At 73.0% G+C, this 23206-nt stretch carries 21 protein-coding genes; 14 read left to right on the top strand and 7 right to left on the bottom strand.

Features of this window, described 5'->3' with window-relative positions; genetic code table 11:
- Positions 1–38: 38 nt before the first annotated feature.
- On the bottom strand, positions 39–824 hold the full coding sequence (locus OG710_RS04580; RefSeq protein WP_330238186.1) for a GntR family transcriptional regulator: 786 nt from the start codon (positions 822–824) through the stop codon (positions 39–41).
- A 46-nt stretch (positions 825–870) separates the two neighbouring features.
- Positions 871–2196, bottom strand: a complete 1326-nt coding sequence (gene hmgA / locus OG710_RS04575) for a homogentisate 1,2-dioxygenase (protein ID WP_330238185.1) — start codon at positions 2194–2196, stop codon at positions 871–873.
- Positions 2197–2316: 120 nt separating this feature from the next.
- Between hmgA and OG710_RS04570 the strand changes: the two genes are divergently transcribed.
- The 7 genes from OG710_RS04570 (at position 2317) to OG710_RS04540 (ending at position 11385) form a co-directional block, all read left to right on the top strand.
- A complete protein-coding gene (locus OG710_RS04570; RefSeq protein ID WP_330238184.1) occupies positions 2317–4386 on the top strand; it encodes a hypothetical protein in 2070 nt (689 codons plus the stop codon).
- The gene (locus tag OG710_RS04565) at positions 4383–5210 is read left to right on the top strand and encodes a hypothetical protein (RefSeq protein ID WP_330238183.1); all 828 of its coding nucleotides are present in this window, start codon (positions 4383–4385) and stop codon (positions 5208–5210) included. The genes OG710_RS04570 and OG710_RS04565 overlap by 4 nt, the downstream gene beginning before the upstream one ends.
- Entirely contained in the window at positions 5207–6517 is a 1311-nt protein-coding gene (locus OG710_RS04560) for a hypothetical protein (protein WP_330238182.1), read from the top strand. The genes OG710_RS04565 and OG710_RS04560 overlap by 4 nt, the downstream gene beginning before the upstream one ends.
- A 45-nt stretch (positions 6518–6562) precedes the next feature.
- A complete protein-coding gene (locus OG710_RS04555) occupies positions 6563–7183 on the top strand; it encodes a TetR/AcrR family transcriptional regulator (protein ID WP_330238181.1) in 621 nt (206 codons plus the stop codon).
- Positions 7184–7332: 149 nt separating this feature from the next.
- Positions 7333–8694, top strand: coding sequence for an ABC transporter ATP-binding protein (locus OG710_RS04550; protein WP_330238180.1), 1362 nt, complete (start codon positions 7333–7335; stop codon positions 8692–8694).
- A 127-nt stretch (positions 8695–8821) separates the two neighbouring features.
- Positions 8822–10216, top strand: a complete 1395-nt coding sequence (locus tag OG710_RS04545) for an aldehyde dehydrogenase family protein (protein ID WP_330238179.1) — start codon at positions 8822–8824, stop codon at positions 10214–10216.
- A gap of 89 nt (positions 10217–10305) precedes the next feature.
- Positions 10306–11385: a Zn-dependent alcohol dehydrogenase gene (locus OG710_RS04540; protein WP_330238178.1), complete on the top strand. Its 1080-nt coding sequence runs from the start codon at positions 10306–10308 to the stop codon at positions 11383–11385.
- Here the strand turns inward: OG710_RS04540 and OG710_RS04535 are convergent.
- Positions 11382–12044, bottom strand: coding sequence for a TetR/AcrR family transcriptional regulator (locus OG710_RS04535; protein WP_330238177.1), 663 nt, complete (start codon positions 12042–12044; stop codon positions 11382–11384). The two genes, OG710_RS04540 and OG710_RS04535, sit on opposite strands and share 4 nt — an antisense overlap.
- A gap of 64 nt (positions 12045–12108) precedes the next feature.
- Between OG710_RS04535 and OG710_RS04530 the strand changes: the two genes are divergently transcribed.
- The 3 genes from OG710_RS04530 (at position 12109) to OG710_RS04520 (ending at position 14329) form a co-directional block, all read left to right on the top strand.
- Positions 12109–13260 carry an acyl-CoA dehydrogenase family protein gene (locus OG710_RS04530; RefSeq protein ID WP_330238176.1) on the top strand — a complete coding sequence of 384 codons (1152 nt, stop codon included), beginning with the start codon at positions 12109–12111 and terminating at the stop codon, positions 13258–13260.
- A gap of 59 nt (positions 13261–13319) precedes the next feature.
- Positions 13320–13610, top strand: coding sequence for a YiaA/YiaB family inner membrane protein (locus tag OG710_RS04525; RefSeq protein ID WP_330238175.1), 291 nt, complete (start codon positions 13320–13322; stop codon positions 13608–13610).
- A gap of 95 nt (positions 13611–13705) precedes the next feature.
- Positions 13706–14329 (top strand): TetR/AcrR family transcriptional regulator, encoded by a 624-nt coding sequence (locus OG710_RS04520; RefSeq protein ID WP_111333439.1) that lies wholly within the window; start codon positions 13706–13708, stop codon positions 14327–14329.
- Between the two features lie 11 nt (positions 14330–14340).
- On the opposite strand, the gene OG710_RS04515 is transcribed toward OG710_RS04520, so the two are convergent.
- Positions 14341–14802 (bottom strand): MaoC family dehydratase, encoded by a 462-nt coding sequence (locus tag OG710_RS04515; RefSeq protein ID WP_111333442.1) that lies wholly within the window; start codon positions 14800–14802, stop codon positions 14341–14343.
- Between the two features lie 126 nt (positions 14803–14928).
- Between OG710_RS04515 and soxR the strand changes: the two genes are divergently transcribed.
- Complete coding sequence (gene soxR / locus OG710_RS04510) at positions 14929–15465, top strand: redox-sensitive transcriptional activator SoxR (RefSeq protein ID WP_330238174.1); 537 nt, start codon at positions 14929–14931, stop codon at positions 15463–15465.
- 79 nt (positions 15466–15544) lie between these two features.
- On the opposite strand, the gene OG710_RS04505 is transcribed toward soxR, so the two are convergent.
- Positions 15545–16156, bottom strand: coding sequence for a hypothetical protein (locus OG710_RS04505; protein WP_330238173.1), 612 nt, complete (start codon positions 16154–16156; stop codon positions 15545–15547).
- Between the two features lie 230 nt (positions 16157–16386).
- Between OG710_RS04505 and OG710_RS04500 the strand changes: the two genes are divergently transcribed.
- Positions 16387–19227, top strand: coding sequence for a penicillin acylase family protein (locus tag OG710_RS04500; RefSeq protein WP_330238172.1), 2841 nt, complete (start codon positions 16387–16389; stop codon positions 19225–19227).
- 62 nt (positions 19228–19289) lie between these two features.
- Here OG710_RS04500 and OG710_RS04495 read toward each other — a convergent pair whose 3' ends face one another.
- Entirely contained in the window at positions 19290–20579 is a 1290-nt protein-coding gene (locus tag OG710_RS04495) for an exo-beta-N-acetylmuramidase NamZ family protein (protein WP_330238171.1), read from the bottom strand.
- Positions 20580–20764: 185 nt separating this feature from the next.
- Here OG710_RS04495 and OG710_RS04490 point away from each other — a divergent pair, with 185 nt between their 5' ends.
- Complete coding sequence (locus OG710_RS04490) at positions 20765–21529, top strand: SDR family oxidoreductase (protein ID WP_330238170.1); 765 nt, start codon at positions 20765–20767, stop codon at positions 21527–21529.
- 140 nt (positions 21530–21669) lie between these two features.
- Positions 21670–22263 (top strand): TetR/AcrR family transcriptional regulator, encoded by a 594-nt coding sequence (locus OG710_RS04485; protein ID WP_330238169.1) that lies wholly within the window; start codon positions 21670–21672, stop codon positions 22261–22263.
- 6 nt (positions 22264–22269) lie between these two features.
- On the opposite strand, the gene OG710_RS04480 is transcribed toward OG710_RS04485, so the two are convergent.
- A complete protein-coding gene (locus OG710_RS04480; protein ID WP_330238168.1) occupies positions 22270–23169 on the bottom strand; it encodes a LysR family transcriptional regulator in 900 nt (299 codons plus the stop codon).
- Positions 23170–23206: the final 37 nt, after the last annotated feature.

Below are 23206 nucleotides of genomic sequence, written 5' to 3'. Positions count from 1 at the left end.
CGTAACGACCCCGTGCACGGCCCGGTGCGCCTCGACCGTCAGTGCGCCTCGACCGTCACCGAGAACGAGAACCGGTCGCCCCGGTAGCGGATCTGCGCCACATCGACCACCCGGCCGCCCTCGTCGTAGGTGACGCCCGTGTAGTACAGGATCGGGCTCAGCAGCGGCACACCCAGCAGTTCGGCGGTGGCCGGGTCGGCGAGCCGGGCCTCGACCGTGTCGGTGATCCGGGAGATGGGCACCCCGACCCGGTCGCGCAGCACCTTCGTCATCGGCCACCGGTCGAGGTCCGCCGCGTCCAGGTCCGCCGCGACCTCGGGGTGCACCCAGTTCTGCGCCCAGTTGGTCGGCTCGCCGCTCTCCTCCTCGCACCGCAGCCGGCGGTAGCCGACGACCTCCGCGCAGCCGGGGAAGTACTCCGCCACCTCGCCCGGCACCGGGACCGGGCCGTGGTCCAGCAGCGTGGAGCGCTCGCCCGACTGCTGGGCCACGATCGCGTCGATGGAGCCCAGCAGCCGGACCGGCGAGCTGCGGCGGGCGTGCGGCTCGATGAACGTGCCGCGCCGCCGGTGCCGGCTGATCAGTCCCTCCGTCTCCAGCTCCTTGAGCGCCTGGCGCATGGTCAGGACGCTCACCCCGTAGTGCGCCGCGAGCCGCTCCTCGGTGGGCAGCCGCAGCGTGGCGTCCGGGGCACGGCCCAGTATCGACGCCCGCAGCGACTGCGAGACCTGGTACCACAGCGGCAGCTTGCGGTTCAGGACCAGCGAGTCGGGCGCGAACGAGGCATCGCGGGGCGCGGGGGTACGGGGAGCGGGTTGCGGCACCTGGTTCTCCTGCCTGCGGGGACGCCGGCTCGGGCGGCGGGGTCCGTCACGGCCGGAAGTTGCGGCTCAGACCCTGCCATACGTCGTCGTAACCGTGCTGAAGATGGTCCGCCGACGCCGCCTGAGCGGTGGCGGTGACCGGCCAGCGGGTCTCGAACATGAAGGCCAGTCCGTCGTCGATCTTCTGCGGCTTCAGCTCGGCCGCGCTCGCCCTGTCGAAGGTCTCCCGGTCCGGGCCGTGCGCCGACATCATGTTGTGCAGCGAGCCGCCGCCGGGCACGAAGCCGCCCTTGCCGGCCGTCTTCGCGTCGTAGGCGCCCTCGATCAGGCCCATGTACTCGCTCATCACATTGCGGTGGAAGTACGGCGGGCGGAACGTGTCCTCGCCGACCAGCCAGCGCGGCGCGAACACCACGAAGTCGACGCCGGCCAGGCCCGGCGTGTCCGAGGGCGAGGTCAGCACCGTGAAGATCGACGGGTCCGGGTGGTCGTAGCTGATCGAGCCGATGACGTTGAAGCGGCGCAGGTCGTAGACGTACGGGGTGTGGTTGCCGTGCCAGGCCACCACATCGAGCGGGGAGTGGTCGTACGTCGCCGTCCAGAGGTTGCCGCAGTACTTGTTGACCACCTCGACCGGGCGCTCCACGTCCTCGTAGGCGGCGACCGGCGCCAGGAAGTCGCGGGCGTTGGCCAGCCCGTTGGCGCCGATCGGCCCCAGGTCCGGCAGGACGAAGGGGCGGCCGTAGTTCTCGCAGACGTACCCGCGCGCCGTGGCGTCGAGCAGCTCCACCCGGAAGCGGACGCCGCGCGGGATCAGGGCCACATGACCGGGCTCGGCGCGCAGCATGCCCAGCTCGGTGCGCAGGAGCAGCCCGCCGTGCTCGGGGACGATCAGCAGTTCGCCGTCGCTGTCGCTGAACACCCGGTCCATGGACGTGTCGGCGTGGTAGAGGTGCACGGCCATGCCGGTGCGCTGCGCCGCGTCGCCGTTGCCGCCCAGCGTCCACAGACCGGCGAGGAAGTCCGTGCCGGGCGCCGGGTCCGGGAGCGGGTCCCAGCGCAGCCGGTTCGGGTCGGGGACGGTCTCGGTGAACGGGGCGGTGCGCAGCGCGCCGTTGTCCGCGCGGACGAACGGCGGATGGGCGGCCGAGGGGCGGATGCGGTACAGCCAGCTGCGCTGGTTGTGGGCGCGCGGCTCGGTGAACGCCGAACCGCTCAGCTGCTCCGCGTACAGCCCCAGCGGGGCCCGCTGGGGCGAGTTGCGCCCGTGCGGGAGCGCTCCCGGTACTGCCTCGGAGCTGTGCTGATTGCCGAAACCGGTGGAGTACGCAAGCGCCTCCGCCGTCTTCCTCGCCTGCTCGATGCCGCTCATGTGCGCTCCCGGTGAGAAGAAATCCTATGCATAACCGTAGGAATGGAATCCGGGCGCGTCAACGGCATTCGCCGTGCAGAAGGGGTTCAAAAAGCTGAACAATGCTCTACTCTCCGCCACATGTCGTGGACACGTAGACTTTCGGTGGTCCTGGCGGCGCTCGTCGCCGCAACTCTGGCGGCCCCGGCCGCCCGGGCGCACGAGGAACGGCCGGTCACCCTGCCCGACGGCACCGGCAGCGTCCCCGAGTACCGGTCCGGCGCACCCGACCTGCTGGTCTGCAAGACCGACCGCGCCGACTTCGAACGCCGGGTGTCCGGCTTCCCCGAGGCGCTGAGGACCCGCAACCTCAAGCTCTTCGAACGCTGCCGCGCCTCCGGCTACCGCCACCTCCAGCAGGCCGTGGACGCCGTCGACCGTCCCGGCATGAACATCGCGATCCTCCCCGGCCTGTACGAGGAGGAGCCCTCGCTGCCGAAGCCGGCGGGGGAGTGCGCCCGGCTGAAGGCACCCGACTCCAAGCTCGGCTACCAGATCCTCAGCTACGCCCAGCAGCTGAAGTGCCCGCACAACCAGAACCTGGTGGCGATCCTCGGCAAGAAGGACCTCCAGATCGAGGGCACCGGCGCCGCCCGCACGGACGTCGTCATCGACGCCAAGTACCGCAAGCTCAACGCCATCCGCTCGGACGGCTCCGACGGCGTCTACTTCAAGAACTTCACCGCGCAGCGCACCACCTTCAACTCGCTCTACGTCCTGGCCCAGGACGGCTTCGTCATCGACGACGTACTGACCCGCTGGAACGACGAGTACGGCTTCCTGACCTTCGCCAGTGACCACGGCCTGTACAAGAACTGCGAGTCCTACGGCAACGGCGACTCCGGCATCTACCCCGGCAGCGCCTCGAACATCAACGACGGCTACGGCTACGACGTGCCGCGCTACTCCATCGAGATCACCGGCTGCCGCAGCCACCACAGCATGGTCGGCTACTCCGGCACCGCGGGCGACTCCGTCTACGTCCACGACAACGAGTTCGACCACAACATGGGCGGCGCCTCCATGGACAGCGCCTTCCCCGGCCACCCCGGCCTCCCGCAGAACCACGCCCGCTTCGAACGCAACCTCATCCACGACAACAACGCCGACTACTACCGCTACGTCGCCGACGGCACCTGCGCCCGGCCGCCCGCCGAACGCGGCTACGAGGACGGAGTGGTCTGCCCCCAGATATCCATGCCGCCCGGCACCGGAATCATCACCGCGGGCGGCAACTGGAACCTCTACGAGGACAACTGGATCTACGGCCAGCGGCGCGCCGCGTTCTTCCTCAGCGCCGTCCCCGCCTTCATCCGCGGCGAGAACGCGCTGGACAAGCAGACCGACACCTCGCACCACAACCGGTACGCCGGCAACCACCTCGGCGTCGACCGGAACGGAAAGGCCCGCCCCAACGGCACCGACGTCTGGTGGGACGGCCAGGGCAAGGGCAACTGCTGGCAGTCGGACACCGGCGCCTCCACCCCGCGCTCCCTGCCCCGCTGCGGAGAGGAGCGCGGCGCCGTCTCCGGCGCCACCGACCGGATCGCCGGCGAACCCGTCAAGCTCGCCCAGCTGCTGGTCTGCGCCGACTACGACGTACAGGCCCGCCGGCTCCCGGCCGGCTGCGACTGGTACGGGGCACGCGGCATCGAACGCATCGAGTTCCAGGCCGCCCTGGGCATCGCCGCGGTCCTGGCGCTCGTCGGCGGGGTGCTGTGGTGGCGCCGGCTGCGCACCAGCCGGCTCGCCACCGCAGCGAGCGCCCTCGGCGTCATCGGCCTCGGCCTCGACGTCGCCGGGTCCACCATGGGCCTCGCCGCCACCTACGTCCCCGCCGTCGCACTCCTGCTCACCGGGCTCTGGTGGACGGGCATCGGCCTGGCGCTGCGCCCGGCCCGCCCGGTGTTCGCGTGGGTGACGGTCGCCCTGGGCGCGCTGACGCTCCTGGACGCGCTGGACAAGGGCGTGTTCATGATCCCGTGGATTCCGCTCAGCCCGGCGTGGGTACGCGGACTGCTCGGCATGGTCTGGGTCGTCTGGGCCGTCGTGGCCGCCGCCCGCCACGGGGAGCGGCCCGCTCGGGAACCCGCCGGCGACGCCACCGCCCCGAAGCCCGGCACCACGGTCCCGGAAGGCGACCCCTCATGAACCGCGCCCCCCGCGCCTACCGTGCCCGCCTCGCCCGCCCCGCCCTCGCCCTGCTCACCGCCGCCCTTCTCGCCCTCGGCGCGGCCGGCTGCGGGGGCCGGGCCACCACCCACCACAAGCCCGGCACCAGCCACGCCGAGGACACCGGCAGCAACGGCCGCCTGCTGAAGACCGACGACGGCGACGGCCACCGGCTCCGCCAGGTCGACCCCGAAGGCGCCCCCGAACTCGACCTCGCCGTCCGGGCCGACTCCGAGGACGGCTGGAACGTCCACCTCACCGTGCGCAACTTCCGGTTCACCCCGGACAGCGTGGGCGGCGGCGCGCTCGCCGGACGCGGCCACGCCCGGCTCTTCCTGGACGGCCACCCGCTCGCCCGCGTCTACGGCGCCTGGTTCCACCTCCCCGAGGCGCTGCTGCGCTCCGCCGGAGGCGGCACCCGGCTCACCGCCGGCCTGTACGCCGACGACCACACCGCCTGGGCCGTGGACGCGAAGCCGGTCCGGGCCGCTACGACCCTCGGCGGCGCCCCCGCGAGCGCCACCGCCGCACCCGACGACGGCACCACCACCGTCACGGTCACCGTCGAGCACGGCACGGTCCACCCGGCACCCGGCCGCACCGGCATCGACAAGGGCTCCACCGTGCGCCTGCGGGTACGCAGCGACCGGGACGACACCCTGCACGTCCACGGCTACGACAAGGAGGCCGAACTGCCCGCCGGACGCACGGTCACGCTCACCTTCACCGCCGACCGGGCCGGACTCTTCGAGGTCGAGACCCATGAGTCGGACCTGCTGCTGACCCAGCTCGTCGTCCGGTGACCGGCGCCCCCGCCCCCGGCGCAGCGACCGTCCTCGCCCACGGCATCGGGGCCCGGCACGACCTGCCGCTCTCGCCGTTCTACGCCTTCGCCGGGGCCTTCGCCGCGCTGTTCGTCTCCTTCCTGGCGCTCGGACTGCTCTGGTCCGACTCGCGGTTCACCGGCCGGCGGGCGGGCCGCCCGCTCCCGGCCGCCGTCCAGCGCCTCACCGACGCCCGCGCCACCCGGCTCACCGCCCGCGCACTCGGCCTGGCCGCCGCGCTGTATGTGGTGCTCGCCCTGCTCACCGGCCCCGCCGGCCCGGACCGCAACCCGGCACCCGGTGCGGTCTACGTCCTGCTGTGGGTCGGACTCGTCCCGGCCTCGCTGCTCCTGGGGCCCGTCTGGCGGCCCCTCAACCCGCTGCGCACCCTGCACCTGCTCGCCTGCCGGGCCCTCGGCCGCGACCCGGAGACCGGCCGCCCCCTCCCCGTACGCCTCGGCATGTGGCCCGCGGCGGCCGGGCTCCTCGCCTTCACCTGGCTCGAACTCGTCGCGCCCGACCCCGCCTCGCCCACCGCCCTGCTGGCGTTCCTCGGCTGCTACGTGGCCGTCCAGCTGGCGGGCGCCGCGGTGTACGGGGCCCGCTGGTTCGAGCACGCCGACGCCTTCGAGGTCTACTCCGGCCTGCTCGCCCGGCTCGCCCCGCTCGGCCGCCGCCCCGCCGACCGCCGGCTCGTGGTGCGCTCCCCGTTCAACGGGCTCGACGCCACACCCCGGCTCCCCGGACTCACCGCCACCGTCTGTGTGATGCTCGGCTCCACCGCGTACGACGGCTTCTCCGACGCGCCGCGCTGGATCGGCACCGTGCAGACCTCCGCCCTGGGCCGGACCACCACCGCCACCCTGGGGCTGCTCGGCGCGGTCGCCCTGGTCGCCGCCCTGTACGCGCTGTGCGCCGGGGCGGTCCGGCTGGTGTGCGGTCAACTCGCGCACCCACTCGCCGCGTTCGCCCACTCCCTGGTACCGATCGCCCTCGGCTACCTCGTCGCCCACTACTTCACGCTCTTCGCCACCGAGGGCCCGCGCACCCTGCGCCTGCTGCTCGGCGCCGACCGGCCGGACCCGCCCGCACCGCCGCTGGGGCCCGGCGGCGTCGCCACCCTCCAGGTCCTCGCGATCGTCACCGGACACGTCCTCGGGGTCATCGCCGCGCACGACAGATCCGTACGGCTCATGCCGCCCCGGCGCGCCGTCATCGGCCAGCTCCCGCTGCTCGTCCTGATGATCGCGTACACGGTCGGAGGTCTCGCCCTGCTCATCGCCTGACCGCGCACCCGCCCCGCGCCGGGCGCGCAGGAGGTCCACGGCATCATGGAAGACGTGCCCCACGCCCACACCAACCTCCGCCGCGCGCCCGTGCAGCAGCGCAGCGCCGAACGGCTCGCCCGGATACTCGACGCCTGCGCCCAGCTCCTGGACGAGACCGGCTACGAGCAGCTGTCCACCCGCGCGGTCGCCGCCCGCGCCGGGGTGCCCATCGGCTCCGTCTACCGCTTCTTCTCCAACAAGCGCTCCCTGGCGGACGCGCTGGCCCGCCGCAACCTGGACAGCTACGCCGAGCGGATCACCGCCCGGCTGACCGCCGTCGCGTCCGCCGACTGGCGCGGCGCCATCGACGCCGTGCTCGACGAGTACCTGGCGATGAAGCGCACCGTGCCCGGCTTCGCCCTGGTCGACTTCGGCGCCCCCGCCCCCGACGAGGACCCGGCCGACGACGCCAACCAGCGGGTCGCCGGCCGGCTCGCCGAACTCCTGGCCGCCCAGCTGGGCCGGGAGGCCGACGACGACCTCTCGCGCGCCATCCTGGTCTGCGTGGAGGCGGCCGACGCCCTGCTGAAACTCGCCTTCCGCGCCGACCCGTCCGGCGACGCCGCGATCGTCGCCGAGACCCGCGAACTCCTCCACGCCTACCTCGCGCGACGGCTCGACTGAGCGGCGGCCGGCACAGGCGTGCCTGTGAACCGCGCCCGGTGCGGGACAACTTTGCGCGAGTCATTCCCTCACCGGGCGCGGTGGGCTAATTTCAGGCCACTGCTGCCGCTCCCCACCGCTCCACCACCATCCTTTCCGGGCGGAACCACATGACTCGCGCCATCACGCTCAACAACGTCAGCAAGGCATACGGACGGTCCCCACGCGCCGTCGACCGCCTCTCGCTCCACATCGATCCGGGCGAGTTCGTCGTCCTGCTCGGCCCCTCGGGGTGCGGGAAGTCGACGGTGCTCCGCATGATCGCCGGCCTGGAGGACATCACCGACGGCGAGCTCCTCCTCGACGGCGAACAGGCCAACCACCTCACCCCGCGCGAGCGCGGGATGGCCATGGTCTTCCAGAACTTCGCGCTCTACCCCACCATGACCAACCGGGACAACATCGGCTTCCCGCTGAAACTGGAGAACCCGCGCCAGGACCACACCGAACGCATCGAGAACACGGCCAGGATGCTCGGCATCGAGCGCGTCCTGGACCGCCGTCCCGGCCAGCTCTCCGGCGGCGAGCGCCAGCGGGTCGCCATGGGGCGGGCCATCTCGCGCCAGCCGTCCGCCTTCCTGATGGACGAGCCGCTGTCCAACCTCGACGCCAAGCTCCGCAACCATCTGCGCGCCGAGATATCCCAGCTCACCAAGGAACTCGGCGTCACCACCGTCTATGTGACGCACGACCAGGCGGAGGCCATGTCGCTGGGCCACCGGGTCGCCGTCATGCGCGGCGGAATCCTCCAGCAGGTCAGCACCCCGCGCGAGGTGTACGCCCTGCCGGAGAACGTGTTCGTCGCCGCCTTCATCGGCACGCCCCGGATCAACCTCCTCCAGGCCGTGGTGCACGCGCCGCTGGAGGGCCGGATGTCCATCGACCTGGGCCGCCAGCGCCTGCCGCTGTCCGAACCGCTCAGCCACGACCACCAGTTGCTGCGCATCCAGCAGGGCCGCCCGATCATCGTCGGACTGCGCTCCGAGGCGGTCCGGATCGCCCCGCCCAGCCAGGCCCGGCCGGGCGAGGTCGCGCTCAGCGGGATCGTCGAGCACGTCGAGTACCAGGGCCACGAGGCGCTGGTGCACCTCAACACCGGCTCGCGGCCCGCCGTGGTCCCGGAGCTGGAGTCCGCCCGCACCGACCGGGGACCGGTACGCCGGCGGCGCGGCGCGGCGGGCGGCGCCGGAGTGCTGGAGCGGATCAAGGAGCGCGCCGCCTCCTACGTCGGCGGCGGTTCCGTCGCCGTCCTGGAAGCGCCGGAGACCGGCGGCCTGCCGCCCGGCGCGCACAGCCCGGACCGGCCCGCCGTCACCTCCAGCGACCTCGTCGTGCGGACCGGGCCCGACATGATGCTGCGCACCGGCGGACAGGTGCCGCTCCTGGTCGACCTCGCGCACCTCTACGTCTTCGACCACCAGGGCCGCCGCATCTGCCCGCTGCCGAAGGACGTACCCGGCCTGGACATGTAGGGAGCTCCGCGGGTCCCCGCCCGCCCGGCACGCCGACGTGACGAGGGTCTCTGGCGCCCAAAAACTAACAGCGCTAGTTTGGGGCCCGGACGATCCCGTCCGTCACCGCGAGCCGGGAGGAACAGCGATGAGGGCCCACGAGGGTATGTACATCGGCGGCGCCTGGCGGCCCGCCGCGGGAACGGACACGATCGCCGTCGTGAACCCGGCGGACGAGCAGGTCATCGGCCATGTCCCGGCCGGCACCGCCGAGGACGTGGACGCCGCGGTACGGGCCGCGCGCGCCGCCTTCCCCGGCTGGGCCGCCACCCCGCCCGCCGAGCGCGCCGCCCGCCTCGCGGCCCTGCGCGACGTGCTGGCCGCGCGCGCGGAGGAGATCGCCGGGACGGTCACCGCCGAACTGGGCGCCCCGCCCGCCCTGGCCGCCTCCGTGCACGCCGGGCTCCCGGTCCTGGTCGCCTCCTCCTACGCCGACCTCGCCGCCACGTACTCCTTCGAGCAGCGGCACGGCAGCTCCGCGGTGTACCTGGAGCCGGTCGGCGTCGTCGGCGCGATCACCCCGTGGAACTATCCGCTGCACCAGATCGTCGCCAAGGTGGCGCCCGCGCTCGCCGCCGGCTGCACGGTCGTCGTCAAGCCCGCCGAGGACACCCCGCTCACCGCCCGACTGTTCGCCGAGGCGGTGGACGAGTCCGGGCTGCCCGCCGGCGTGTTCAACCTGGTCACCGGCCTCGGCCCGGTCGCCGGACAGGCGCTCGCCGAGCACGAGGACGTCGACCTGGTCTCCTTCACCGGGTCCACCGCCGTGGGCCGCCGCATCGGCGCCCTCGCCGGCGGCGCCGTCAAGCGCGTCGCGCTGGAACTCGGCGGCAAGTCCGCCAACGTCGTCCTCCCCGGCGCCGACCTCGCCCGCGCGGTCAACGTGGGCGTCGCCAACGTGATGTCCAACTCCGGCCAGACGTGCAGCGCCTGGACCCGGATGCTGGTGGACGCCGACCGGTACGAGGAGGCCGTGGCCCTCGCGGCGGCGGCCGTCGCCAAGTACGTGCCGGGCGACCGGATCGGCCCGCTCGTCAACGCCAAGCAGCAGGCCCGGGTGCGCGGTTACATCGAGAAGGGCGTCGAGGAGGGCGCCCGGCTCGTGGCCGGCGGCCCCGAGGCCCCGCTGCCCACCGGCTACTACGTCAGCCCCACGGTCTTCGCCGACGTCACCCCGGAGATGACCATCGCCCAGGAGGAGATCTTCGGCCCGGTCCTGTCCATCCTGAAGTACGAGGACGAGGAGGACGCGCTGCGCATCGCCAACGGCACCGTCTACGGGCTCGCGGGCGCCGTCTGGGCCGCCGACGACGAGACGGCCGTGGCCTTCGCCCGCCGCATGGACACCGGCCAGGTCGACATCAACGGGGGCCGCTTCAACCCGCTCGCGCCCTTCGGCGGCTACAAGCAGTCCGGCGTCGGCCGGGAACTGGGCGAGCACGGCCTGAGCGAATACCTCCAGACCAAGTCCCTCCAGTTCTGACCCGGCCGCGACCGGCCCCGTCCGCCCGCACCGGCCGGCGCCGCCCGTTCCGTACCCGTCCCGCCCACCGAACAGCAAGGAGCCAGTCCGTGGTCCGCGCCGCCGTACTGTCCGCCGTCGGAGCTCCGATGGAGATCACCGACATCGTTCTGCCGGAGCCCGGCCCCGGCCGGGTGCGCGTCCGTCTCGCCGCCGCCGGGGTCTGCCACTCCGACCTCTCGCTGTCCAACGGCACGATGCGGGTGCCCGTCCCCGCCGTCCTCGGCCACGAGGGCGCCGGCACCGTCGTCGCGACCGGCGAGGGCGTCACCCATGTCGCCCCCGGCGACGGCGTCGTCCTCAACTGGGCGCCCTCCTGCGGCAGCTGCCACCACTGCGGCATCGGCGAGGTGTGGCTCTGCGCCTCCGCCCTGGCCGGCACCTCCGCCGTCCACGCCCGCACGGCCGACGGCACCGAACTGCACCCCGGCCTGAACGTGGCGGCCTTCGCCGAGGAGACCGTCGTCGCCGCGAACTGCGTGCTGCCCGCCCCGGACGGCATCCCGCTCACCGACGCCGCGCTGCTCGGCTGCGCGGTGCTCACCGGCTACGGCGCCGTCCACCACAGCGCCCGGGTCCGCGCCGGCGAGTCCGTCGTGGTGTTCGGCATCGGCGGCGTCGGGCTCGCCGTGCTCCAGGCCGCCCGGATCGCCGGCGCCTCGACGATCGTCGCGGTGGACGTCTCCCCGGAGAAGGAGGAGCTGGCCCGCCGGGCCGGCGCCACCGACTACGTCGTCGCCTCGGACACCACCCCCCGCGCCGTCCGCGCCCTCACCGGCGGCCAGGGGGCCGACGTGGCCGTGGAGTGCGTGGGCCGGGCGGCCACCATCCGCACCGCCTGGGAGTCCACCCGCCGGGGCGGCCGCACCACGGTCGTCGGCATCGGCGGCAAGGACCAGCAGGTGACCTTCAACGCCCTGGAGATCTTCCACTGGGGCCGGACCCTGTCCGGCTGCGTCTACGGCAACAGCGACCCGGCCCGCGACCTGCCCGTACTGGCCGAACACATCCGCGCGGGACGCTTCGACCTGTCCATGATGGTCACCGACCGGATCGGCCTGGACGGCATCCCGGCCGCCTTCGACCACATGATCGCCGGCAAGGGCGGCCGCGCCCTGGTGGTCTTCTAGGGCTGATCCTGCCGGGAGGCGGGCTCCAGCTGCGCGTACTGCAGTTCGAGCCCGTCCACCAGGGCGCGCAGCCCCGTCTCGAACGCCCCCTCGTCCACCTGCTGGCGCCGCTCGGCCAGCAGGTGGGCCTGCCCCAGATGCGGATAGTCGGCCGGGTCGTACGCCGCCTCGTCGTCCACGAACCCGCGGGCGAACGAGCCCAGGGCCGAACCGGTGATGAAGTAGCGCATCAGCGCGCCGATGCAGGTCGCCCGGGCCGGCGGCCAGCCCGCGCGCACCATGGCCCCGAACACCGCGTCCGCCACCCGCAGCCCGGCCGGGCGCCGCCCCGGCCCCCGGGCCAGCACCGGGACGATGTGCGGATGCGCGGCGAGCGCCGCGCGGTAGGAGACCGCCCAGTCGTGCAGGGCGGCCCGCCAGTCACGCGGATCGGACTCCTCGAACATCGACAGATCGACCTGCGCGGAGACGGCGTCGGCGACCGCGTCCAGGATCTCGTCCTTGTTGCGGAAGTGGTTGTACAGCGAGGGCCCGCTGACCCCCAGTTCGGCCGCCAGGCGGCGGGTCGAGACGGCGTCGAGCCCCTCGGCGTCCACGAGGGCGCTCGCCGTCTCGACGATGCGTTCTCTGCTCAGCAGGGGCTTGCGCGGGCGGGCCATGCGGCACATAGTAGGCCCTGCGACCTAAAAACTAGCAGTGCTAATTAAGAGGGAGGCGCGGGCTGTGAACCTGGAGCTCAGCGAGGAGCAGGAGGCCGTGCGGCAGCTCGCCCGGGACTTCGTCGCCCGCGACGTCGCCCCGTACGCCGCCGAGTGGGACCGCTCCGAGAACGTCGATAAGTCGATCGTGAAGAAGCTGGGTTCCCTCGGCTTCCTCGGCCTGACCGTCCCCGAGGAGTACGGCGGCTCCGGCGGCGACCACCTCGCCTACTGCCTGGTCACCGAGGAGCTGGGCCGGGGCGACTCCTCGGTGCGCGGCATCGTCTCGGTCTCCCTGGGCCTGGTCGCCAAGACCGTTGCCGCCTGGGGCGACGAGGAGCAGAAGCGGCGGTGGCTGCCCCGGCTCACCTCCGGCGACGCGGTCGGCTGCTTCGGCCTGACCGAACCGGGCACCGGCTCGGACGCCGCCGCGCTGGCCACCCGCGCAGTCCGCGACGGCGGGGACTACGTGATCAACGGCAGCAAGATGTTCATCACCAACGGCACCTGGGCCGATGTGGTGCTCCTCTTCGCCCGCACCAACGCCGACCCCGGCCACCGGGGCGTCTCCGCCTTCCTGATCCCCGCCGACACCCCCGGCCTCACCCGCCGCGCCATCCACGGCAAGCTCGGCCTGCGCGGCCAGGCCACGGCGGAACTGGTCCTGCGGGACGTCCGGGTGCCCGCGAGCGCGCTGCTGGGCCCCGAGGGCAAGGGCTTCTCGATCGCCATGTCCGCCCTGGCCAAGGGCCGGATGTCGGTGGCGGCCGGCTGTGTCGGCATCGCCCGGGCCGCCCTGGACGCGGCCGTGGGGTACGCCGGGCAGCGCGAGCAGTTCGGCCGGCCCATCGCGGGCTACCAGCTCGTCCAGGAACTCATCAGCGACATCTCCGTGGACGTCGAGGCCGCGCGGCTGCTGACCTGGCGCGTCGCCGACCTCGTGGACCGGGGCCGGGACTTCGCCACCGCCGCCTCGCAGGCGAAGCTGTTCGCCTCCGAGGCCGCCGTGCGCGCCGCCAACAACGCCCTCCAGGTCTTCGGCGGCTACGGCTACATCGACGAGTACCCGGTCGGCAAGCTGCTGCGGGACGCCCGGGTGATGACGCTCTACGAGGGCACCAGCCAGATCCAGAAGCTGATCATCGGCCGGGCCCTGACGGGCGTCTCCGCGTTCTGAGTACCGTCTGAGTATCCGCACGGATGTGGCGCGGGTTACTCCGGCGGAAGCTGGGCGCCATGAGTGACACGACACCGGTCAAACAGCAGAACACCGCCGCCTTCTACGGGCAGGCCGTCGCCTCCTTCGGCGTGGCGATGGGCGCGGTGGCCCTCGGTATCTACTTCCTCGACGCGAACGCCTGGGTGCGCGGCTTCCTCGCCATCGGCGTCATGTATCTGGTGACCTCCTGCTTCACCCTGGCCAAGGTCATCCGGGACCGCCAGGAGGCGGGACAGCTGGTCAGTCGGGTGGACCAGGCCCGGCTGGAGAAGATCCTCGCCGAGCACGACCCCTTCCAGAAGCTCTGAGCGTCGGCGGCGGTCCACGGCGAAAGGTTTCCCTAAGCGCTTGCTCAGGATCGCGGTATGGTGTTCGTCCTGCTGACTGAGAGGGGCGAGCGACGATGAGCACGGCGCAGGAGACCGACGCCGAGGACCCGCCGTGGGCCGAGGTGACGCCCGAGGCCGCCCGGCGGCTCCTCGTCGCGGCCGTCGACGCCTTCGCCGAGCGCGGGTACCACGCGACCACCACCCGTGACATCGCGGGCCGCGCCGGCATGAGCCCCGCCGCGCTCTACATCCACTACAAGACGAAGGAAGAGCTGCTCCACCGGATCAGTCGCATCGGTCACGACCGGGCGCTGGCCCTGCTGGAGTCGGCCGCCGACAGCGGCGGCACCGCCGCCGAGCGCCTCGCCTCCGCCGTACGCTCCTTCGTCCGCTGGCACGCCGAACGCCACACCACGGCCCGCGTCGTCCAGTACGAGCTCGACGCGCTCGGCGAGGAGCACCGCACCGAGATCATCGCGCTGCGCCGCCGGACCGACGCGGTGGTGCGCCGGATCATCGGCGAGGGCGTCGCCTCCGGCGAGTTCGACGTGCCGGACGTGCCGGGCACCACGCTCGCGGTGCTCTCGCTCTGCATCGATGTGGCGCGGTGGTTCAACGCGCAGGGCAGCAGGACGCCCGACGAGGTCGGCGAGCTGTACGCCGGTCTGGTGCTGCGGATGGTCGCCGCCGGACGCTGAACGCCGCGCGCTCAGAAGTAGTAGCGCGACACCGACTCGGCCACGCAGGCCGGCTTGTCGCCGCCCTCGCGCTCGACCGTCACCAGGGCGGTGATCTGCACTCCGCCGCCCGCCTCCTCCACGCTCTTGAGCACGGCGGTCGCCCGCAGCCGCGAGCCCACCGGTACGGGGGAGGGGAAGCGGACCTTGTTGGTGCCGTAGTTGATGCCCATCCGCGCACCCTCGACGGCCATCACCTGCGGGACGAGCGCCGGCAGCAGGGACAGCGTCAGATAGCCGTGCGCGATGGTCCTCCCGAACGGGCCGGCCGCCGCCTTCTCCGGGTCCACATGAATCCACTGGTGGTCGCCCGTGGCGTCGGCGAACAGGTCGATCCGCTTCTGGTCGACCTCCAGCCAGTCGCTGTGGCCCAGCTGTTCGCCCACGCCGTCCCGCAGCTCCTGCGCGGAGTTGAAGATCCTCGGCTCTGCCATGTCCCCGGTCCCTGCCTTCCCGCTCTGCGTCCATCGCGCACTGTCTAAGCGCTTGCTCAGCATGGTTGGCGGGTGCGTTCCTGTCAACGACGGACCGGTGGCGCCGGGCCACGTAGGCTTCGACGGGTGCCCAAGATCCCGCAGACACTTCAAGAACTCACCGTCGGCCAGCTCTCCGCGCGCAGCGGCGCCGCCGTGTCGGCCCTGCACTTCTACGAGGCCAAGGGGCTGATCAGCAGCCGCCGCACCAGCGGCAACCAGCGCCGCTACAGCAGGGACGCCCTGCGCCGGGTCGCCTTCGTCCGCGCGGCCCAGCGGGTGGGCATCCCGCTGGCCACGATCCGCGAGGCGCTGGCCCAACTGCCCGAGGAGCGCACGCCCAACCACGAGGACTGGGCGCGGCTCTCCCGCGCCTGGCGCGCCGAGCTGGACGACCGGATCACGCGGCTGGCCCGGCTGCGGGACCATCTCACCGACTGCATCGGCTGCGGCTGCCTCTCGCTGGAGACCTGTGTGCTGTCCAACCCGGACGACATCAACGGCGAGCGGATCAGCGGCTCCCGCCTGATGCCGGAGCGCCCGGTGCGCCGTACGCCCGCCCCCGGACCGGCCGCTCCCGAACCGGTCGCCGCGGCGGCGGAGTGCGCCGACGAGTGCGGCTGACGGACGCCGACCGGGCTGACGCGCCGACCGGGCCGGACGGGGCGGCCACCCCGGTCGGCGGCCCGTCCCGCGTGCCGGCTCAGGCCGCCGAGGCCAGTTCGTCGGTGCGGGCGCGCCGGGCCCTCGCCAGGGCCGCCGGGGTGAGCACGGGCTGCGGCACCACGATCCCGCACCCCGTGCACACCGGCCCGGACCACGGCTCGCTGCCCAGGTCGTGCCGCCAGGTGATCCGGGGCTGGCCGCACACCGGGCAGCCGGTGCCCGGCTCGCCCTCCAGGGCCGTGATCAGCCGGCCCAGCACCTCGGCCAGCGGCACCGAGGGGTGCACCGCCGGATCGTCGCAGCGCGCGACCCCGTTGCCGCCCCAGGTGCGCCGGTGCCAGTCGTCGAAGGCGGCAGGGCGGCGCAGCCCCCGGTGCTTCTCCCGCCTGCGGCGCTCCGCGAACCCCGCCTCGTAGCCGAGCCAGACCGCGCGGGCCCGCTCCAGCTCCTCCAGGGCCCGCACCAGCCGCACCGGGTCGGGCGCCCGGTCCTCGGGGTCGATGCCGTGCCGCGCGCACAGATGGTCCCAGGTCGCCCGGTGCCCGTAAGGGGCGAACCGCTCCAGGCACTTGCGCAGCGAGTACCGCCGCAGTGCCAGATCGCTTCCGGGATCGCGGACCTGTCTCGCCAGACTCCGGAAACCGGCCATTGAACCGCCACCTCCGTCGCTCGTACTCCGTCGCCCGTACTTCGGCGTCAGGGGATGGACGTACGACTGCCCGGATCGGCTCCCTCCAAGGGTGCGGATGTCCGACTGGTGAGACGCCCGCACAGTATCCGCCCGGATGTGGCGATTCGGAGAAGGTGACCGATGTTCACCTTACCGGTCGGTCATACCGTCGGTAACCTGCCGCGCACTGGCCTCTCGGAGGAGTACGCATGCCCCCACGCACCCGTATGACCGCCCGCACCGGCACCACCAGAGCCGGGGCCGTCGCCGCCGCTCTCGCCCTCGGCACCTCGCTGCTCGCCGCCGCGCCCCACGCCGGCGCCGCCGAGGCGGACCCCGTCCCCGACCACTGCCAGGGGCAGTGCGCCGACATCCTGCCGCCCGGCGAGAACGGCAACGCGACCCTCGTCGAGATCCTCGGGAACAAGGCGTTCGGCACCCACCCCGCGCACAGCGACGACCAGCTCGACCGGTACGACGGCCTGGTCGCCGGGCACACCGGACTCACCGACCGGAAGCTCACCGACTTCTTCAACGACGCCTCCTTCGGCGTCCCGGCGGACCGCGTCGAGTCCGTCACCTCGCCGCGCGACGACGTCACCATCACCCGCGACAAGGCGACCGGCGTCCCGCACATCAAGGGCACCACCCGCTACGGCACCGAGTTCGGCGCCGGGTACGCGGCCGGGCAGGACCGGCTCTGGCTGATGGACCTCTTCCGGCACATCGGGCGCGGCGAGCTGACCTCGTTCGCCGGCGGGGCCCTCGCCAACCAGGGCCTGGAGCAGCAGTTCTGGCCGCAGGCCCCGTACACCGAGGCCGACCTGGAGGCCCAGGTCGAGTACATCAGAACCCATGAGGGCGCCCGCGGCGAACAGGCCATGGCGGACGCGCAGGCGTATGTGGACGGCATCAACGCCTACCGCAAGAAGGCCAAGGACGGCCGCTACTTCCCCGGCGAGTACGTCCTCACCGGCAAGATCGACGCCCTCACCAACATCGGCGAGATCCAGCCGTTCAAACTGACCGACCTCATCTCCATCGCCTCCGTGGTCGGCGGCCAGTTCGGCGGCGGGGGCGGCGGCGAGGTGCAGGCCGCGCTCTCGCTGCTCGCCGCCCAGCAGAAGTACGGCGTCGCCGAGGGCACGAAGGTGTGGGAGTCCTTCCGCCAGCGCAACGACCCGGAGGCGGTGCTCACCGTCCACGACGGCACCGCCTTCCCGTACGCCGGCAAGCCCGACAAAGCCGTCGGCACCGCGCTCCCCGACCCCGGCTCCGTCACCGCCGAACCCCTGATATACGACCGCACCGGCTCGGCGGGCACCGGGGTGAAGGCCCCGGTCGAGGCCCCGGCCGCGCTCCGCGAGGCGCAGGGTCTGTTCGACGACGGCGTCCTGCCGGAGGGCTCGCTGCCCGGCTCCGGGCCCGGCGCCCAGAAGCGCGGCATGTCCAACGCCCTGCTGGTCTCCGGCGCGCACACCGCGAGCGGCAACCCCGTCGCCGTGTTCGGACCGCAGACCGGCTACTTCGCCCCGCAGCTGATGATGCTCCAGGAGATCCAGGGCCCCGGCATCAGCGCCCGCGGCGTCTCCTTCGCCGGCGTCGGCATGTACATCCAGATGGGCCGGGGCCAGGACTACGCCTGGAGCGCCACCTCGGCCGGCCAGGACATCACCGACACCTACGCCGTCGAGCTGTGCGAGCCGGACGGCTCGGCGCCCGGCAAGGACGCCACGCACTACCTCCGCCGGGGCGTCTGCACGGCGATGGAGAAGATGGAGAAGGCCAACTCCTGGAAGCCCACCGTCGCGGACTCCACCGCCAAGGGCTCCTACCGGATGCGGGTGTGGCGCACGGACTACGGCATCGTCACCCACCGCGCCACGGTGGACGGAAAGCCGGTCGCGTACACCTCGCTGCGCTCCACCTACCGCCACGAGGCCGACTCCATCATCGGCTTCCAGATGCTCAACGACCCGTCGTACGTCACCGACGCCGCCTCCTTCCAGCGCGCCGCGAGCAACATCGACTACGCGTTCAACTGGTTCTACGCGGACTCCCGCACGGCCGCCTACTACAACAGCGGCATGAACCCGGTACGCGCGGCCGGCGTGGACCCGGCGCTGCCGGTCCGGGCCGAGCAGGCGTACGAGTGGCAGGGCTACGACCCGGCCGCCAACACCGCCGCGTACACCCCGTTCGCCGAGCACCCGCACTCCAGCGGGCAGGACTACTACATCTCCTGGAACAACAAGCAGGCCGCGGGCTACTCCGCCGCCGGCTTCGGGCTCAGCGCGGTGCACCGGGGCGACCTGCTCGACGACCGGGTCGCGAAGCTGGTCGGCGATGGCGGTGTCACCCGCGCCTCGCTGACCCGCGCCATGGCCGAGGCGGCCCTCACCGACCTGCGCGGCGAACAACTGCTCCCCGAGCTGCTGAAGGTCATCCGCTCCCAGCCGGTGACCGACCCGGAGCTGAACGCGGTCGTCCAGCAGCTGGACTCCTGGCGCGCGGCCGGCGCCCAGCGCAAGGAGACGAGCCCCGGCTCGCACACCTACGGGCACGCCGACGCGGTCCGGATCATGGACGCCTGGTGGCCGCGGCTGATCGAGGCGGAGTTCCGCCCCGGTCTCGGTGACGGCCTGTACGGGGCGCTGACCGCCAACCTGGCCACCGACGAGTCCCCGGCCGCGAGCCACGGACCGAGCGGGGCGCACAGCGGTTCGGCCTTTCAGTACGGCTGGTGGGGCTTCGCCGACAAGGACCTGCGCCAGGTGCTCGGGCAGCCGGTCGAGGGCCCGCTGGCCAGGGAGTACTGCGGCGGCGGCGACCTGGGCGCCTGCCGTACGGCGCTGCTGTCCTCGCTGAAGGAGGCGGCGGCGGTGCCGGCGGCGGAGGTCTACCCGGCCGACGCCGGCTGCGGGGCCGGTGACCAGTGGTGTACGGACTCGATCGTCCACCGGCCGCTGGGCGGCATCTCCCAGAAGTCCCTGCACTGGCAGAACCGTCCGACGTACCAGCAGGTGGTGGAGTTCCCGAGCCACCGCTGAGCCACCGCCCCACCGACCGGGGCCGGGCGGGCCCGCCGACGACGGACCCGCCCGGCACCGGCTCAGCGGTAGCGCAGGTACCGCTTGCGCACCGCCCGGAACTTCGCGAGGTCGTCCGCCCAGGCGCCCACCACCTCGTCCACGTCCGCCCCCGCGTCGATCATCGTGCGCACCCGCGTGTTGCCGGTGAGCTTGTCGATCCAGTTGTCGGGCCGCCAGGCGAACCCGCTCCACGTCCGCTTGGCCGTGATCAGCAAGGCGATGCCCGTACGCACCGGGTCGAAGGCCTCGCGGTCCCGGACGTGCAGCTGCACCCCGCCCACCGTCTTCCCCTGGAACTTGGAGAATGTCGGTGCGAAGTACGCCTCGCGGAACGCGACTCCGGGCAGCTCCAGCGCGTTGGCGGCGTCCGCCCAGGCGTGGTCCAGGCCCTCCGCGCCCAGCAGCTCGAACGGGCGGGTCGTGCCGCGCCCCTCGGAGAGGTTCGTGCCCTCGAAGAGGCAGGTGCCGGAGTAGACGAGGGCCGTGTCGGGCATCGGCATGTTGGGGCTCGGCGGCACCCAGGGCAGGCCCGTGTCGTCGAAGAACTCGGAGCGCGACCAGCCGGACATCGTCACGGTCTCCAGGTCGGCCGGGCGGTCCTTCAGGAACTCCCCGTTGAACAGCAGCGCCAGCTCCGCGACCGTCATCCCGTGCGCCTGCGCGATCTCCCGCCGCCCCACGAACGTGCCGAACGCCGGGTCCAGCACCGGCCCGAGCGCCGCCCGCCCGGACACCGGGTTCGGCCGGTCCAGGACGACGAACCGCTTGCCCGCGAGCGCCGCCGCCTCCATGCAGTCGTACAGCGTCCAGATGTATGTGTAGAAGCGGGCGCCGACGTCCTGGATGTCGAAGACGACCGTGTCCACCCCGGACGCCGTGAACACGTCGGCCAGGGCCTGACCGCTCTTCAGATACGTGTCGTGGACCGGCAGCCCGGTCGCGGGGTCGTCGTACCGCCCTTCCGAGCCGCCCGCCTGCGCGGTGCCCCGGAAGCCGTGCTCCGGCCCGAAGACGGCTCGCAGGTCCACCCGGTCGTCCGGGTGCATCACATCCACGATGTGCCGGGCGTCCGGGGTGATGCCGGTCGGGTTGGTGACGATCCCGGCCTTCTGGCCCGCCAGCAGCGCGTAGCCGTCGGCGGCCAGCCGGTCGAACCCGGTACGGACCCGCTGCCCCTTGCCCCTGCCGTGCCCCTTGCCGTCCCCCCGGCCGCCGGCCTGCGGCGACCCGGCCGCGGCGGACCCGGCCGTGGCCGCGAGGGCCCCCATCGCACCGCCGGCGGTCAGCAAACCACGCCTGGACAGGCTCATGCGGCTACCTCCAAGATCGCGACGAGTGTCATGGCCACGCACGCTAGCGCGCGGGCGGGCCGGGCGGAACGCATCCGGCACACAAGCCCCCGACGGGCGTGGCGCACCCCTTCCCCGACGACATACCGACTGGTTAGTCTGCCAAGGGAGTCGATCGGGGGAGCCGATCGGGAGAGGCGTGAACGATGAGCATGGTGCGGGGCGCGGGCGTGGTGGTCACCGGGGCCGGAGGCGGCATCGGCGCCGCGCTCGCCCGCAGATTCGCCGCCGAGGGCGCACGGGTCGTCGTCAACGACCTCGACGAGGCCCGGATCACGACGCTCGCCGGGGAGATCGGCGCCGTCGCGGTCGCAGGCGACGCCTCACGGATCGTGGACGCGGCCCGGAACGCGCTGGACGGCACCATCGACGTCTACTGCGCCAACGCGGGCCTGGCCTCGCCCGGCGACCCGATGGCCGACGAGGAGGTGTGGGCCGCCGCCTGGGACGTCAACGTCATGGCCCACGTCCGGGCGGCCCGCGCGCTCCTCCCGGACTGGCTGGAGCGCGGGAGCGGCCGGTTCGTCGCCACCGCGTCCGCCGCCGGACTGCTGACCATGATCGGCGCGGCCCCGTACAGCGTCACCAAGCACGGCGCGGTCGCCTTCGCGGAGTGGCTCTCGCTGACCTACCGGCACCGCGGCCTCAAGGTCCACGCCATCTGCCCGCAGGGCGTACGCACCGACATGCTGACGGCGTCCGGCTCCGCCGGCGACCTCGTCCTGGCCCCCGGCGCCATCGAGCCCGAGGCCGTCGCCGACGCCCTGTTCGACGCCATGGCCGAGGACCGCTTCCTCGTCCTGCCCCACCCCGAGGTCGCCGGCTACTACCGGGCCCGCGCCGAGGACACCGAACGCTGGCTCCGCGGCATGAACCGCCTCCAGCGCACCTGGGAACAGCCGGCCGGGTAGCAGTACCCCCGCGAAGTCGAGATCCTGGCCGCGCCGCCGCCGACGGCAAGTGGGAAGATCCTTCGGCGGGAACTGCGTTCACCCCGCTGAAACGACGTACCGGGCACTGCCCACCAAGGAACGGAAGGAAGGTGGCGGCCATGGCCAAGGAAATGGACGGGAGCGGCACCCCCGTCCCGCAGCGGCTGCTCGCCGCCGCCACCCGGCTCTTCGCCGAGCAGGGCTACGACCGCACCTCGGTGCAGGAGATCGTGGAGGCGGCCGGCGTCACCAAGGGGGCGCTCTACCACTACTTCGGCTCCAAGGAGGACCTGCTCCAGGAGGTGTACGCCCGGGTGCTGCGCCTCCAGCAGGAGCGGCTCGACGCCTTCGCGAACGCCGACGCGCCCATCGAGAAGCGGCTGCGCGACGCGGCGGCCGACGTGGTCGTCACCACCATCGAGAACCTCGACGACGCCTCGATCTTCTTCCGCTCCATGCACCACCTGAGCCCGGAGAAGAACAAGCAGGTGCGCGGCGAGCGGCGGCGCTACCACGAGCGCTTCCGCGCCCTGGTCGAGGAGGGCCAGCACAGCGGCGTGTTCTCCACGGCCACCCCGGCGGACCTCATCGTGGACTACCACTTCGGCTCGGTCCACCACCTGTCCACCTGGTACCGCCCGGACGGCCCCCTCACCCCGCAGGAGGTCGCCGACCACCTCGCCGACCTGCTGCTGCGCGCGCTCAGGCCGTGACTCCGCTCAGGCCGTAGCGCCGGCCCCGCCCTCCCCGCCGCCGCCCAGCCGCCCGAGCAGCGCCGCGGCCGCCGGGTTGCGGGGCCGGGGCGTCCGGCCCACCAGCAGCACCGTCCGGCCCGGCTCCGGCTGCCGGATGGTGACGCACGGCAGCCCCGCGTCCTCGCCGATCCGGCGCGGCACGATCGCCACACCGATGCCCGCCCGGACCAGCTCCACCAGGAGCCGGATCTGGGTGACGTCGCAGGTGATCCGGCGCTCCAGACCGCAGTGCGCGGCCAGCCGGCGCACCGCCGTCTCCAGGCCCGTACCGGCGCGGAAGTCGACGAACGGCTCGTCGGCGAGATCCCTGATCAGGGTGCGCCCGGCCGTCGCGAGCCGGTGACCGGGGGCGGTGATCAGCACCAGATCCTCCCGCCAGGTGGCGAACGCGGTCAGCCCCTCGGGCACGTCGGCCGCGTCCGGCGCCAGGAACGCGAGATCCAGCTCGCCCGCGCGCACCCCGGCCACCAGCTCCGCGGTCGTCGCCTCGCGCAACGAGATCTGCACCCCGGGCCACAGCCGGTGGAACGCGGCCAGCTCGGCCGCCAGGTCCACACAGGTCAGGGTCTGGATGGTGCCGACGCGCACCCGCCCGGTCGCCAGCTCCGACACGGCGGCGACCGCGTCGCGCGCGGCGTCCGTCCCGGCGAGCACCGTCCGCGCGGCGGGCAGCAGCGCCCGGCCCGCCTCAGTCAGCACCACCCGGCGCCCGGTGCGCTCGAACAGCTCGGCGCCCAGCTCACGTTCGAGGTTGCGCACGGAGGTGCTCAGCGCCGACTGCACGATCAGCTCGGCACGGGCGGCGGCGGTGAAACTGCCGTGCGTGATCACCGCCATGAAGTGGCGGAGCTGGCGTATCTCCATCCCCGCACGCTAGCCACATCCATCTACGGAATCGATG

Source organism: Streptomyces sp. NBC_00525 (assembly GCF_036346595.1).
Taxonomy (GTDB): Bacteria; Actinomycetota; Actinomycetes; order Streptomycetales; family Streptomycetaceae; genus Streptomyces.
Note: the sequence above shows the minus strand (reverse complement) of the source record. Positions and strands in the feature narration are given on the sequence as shown.

Excerpts from the sequence above, each read along its gene's own strand:
- hmgA (WP_330238185.1), bottom strand. The coding sequence starts at position 2,196 with ATGAGCGGCATCGAGCAGGCGAGGAAGACGGCGGAGGCGCTTGCGTAC.
- OG710_RS04570 (WP_330238184.1), top strand. The coding sequence starts at position 2,317 with ATGTCGTGGACACGTAGACTTTCGGTGGTCCTGGCGGCGCTCGTCGCC.
- OG710_RS04565 (WP_330238183.1), top strand. The coding sequence starts at position 4,383 with ATGAACCGCGCCCCCCGCGCCTACCGTGCCCGCCTCGCCCGCCCCGCC.
- OG710_RS04555 (WP_330238181.1), top strand. The coding sequence starts at position 6,563 with ATGGAAGACGTGCCCCACGCCCACACCAACCTCCGCCGCGCGCCCGTG.
- OG710_RS04550 (WP_330238180.1), top strand. The coding sequence starts at position 7,333 with ATGACTCGCGCCATCACGCTCAACAACGTCAGCAAGGCATACGGACGG.
- OG710_RS04545 (WP_330238179.1), top strand. The coding sequence starts at position 8,822 with ATGAGGGCCCACGAGGGTATGTACATCGGCGGCGCCTGGCGGCCCGCC.
- OG710_RS04535 (WP_330238177.1), bottom strand. The coding sequence starts at position 12,044 with ATGGCCCGCCCGCGCAAGCCCCTGCTGAGCAGAGAACGCATCGTCGAG.
- OG710_RS04525 (WP_330238175.1), top strand. The coding sequence starts at position 13,320 with ATGAGTGACACGACACCGGTCAAACAGCAGAACACCGCCGCCTTCTAC.
- OG710_RS04520 (WP_111333439.1), top strand. The coding sequence starts at position 13,706 with ATGAGCACGGCGCAGGAGACCGACGCCGAGGACCCGCCGTGGGCCGAG.
- OG710_RS04515 (WP_111333442.1), bottom strand. The coding sequence starts at position 14,802 with ATGGCAGAGCCGAGGATCTTCAACTCCGCGCAGGAGCTGCGGGACGGC.
- OG710_RS04505 (WP_330238173.1), bottom strand. The coding sequence starts at position 16,156 with ATGGCCGGTTTCCGGAGTCTGGCGAGACAGGTCCGCGATCCCGGAAGC.
- OG710_RS04500 (WP_330238172.1), top strand. The coding sequence starts at position 16,387 with ATGCCCCCACGCACCCGTATGACCGCCCGCACCGGCACCACCAGAGCC.
- OG710_RS04495 (WP_330238171.1), bottom strand. The coding sequence starts at position 20,579 with ATGAGCCTGTCCAGGCGTGGTTTGCTGACCGCCGGCGGTGCGATGGGG.
- OG710_RS04490 (WP_330238170.1), top strand. The coding sequence starts at position 20,765 with ATGAGCATGGTGCGGGGCGCGGGCGTGGTGGTCACCGGGGCCGGAGGC.
- OG710_RS04485 (WP_330238169.1), top strand. The coding sequence starts at position 21,670 with ATGGCCAAGGAAATGGACGGGAGCGGCACCCCCGTCCCGCAGCGGCTG.
- OG710_RS04480 (WP_330238168.1), bottom strand. The coding sequence starts at position 23,169 with ATGGAGATACGCCAGCTCCGCCACTTCATGGCGGTGATCACGCACGGC.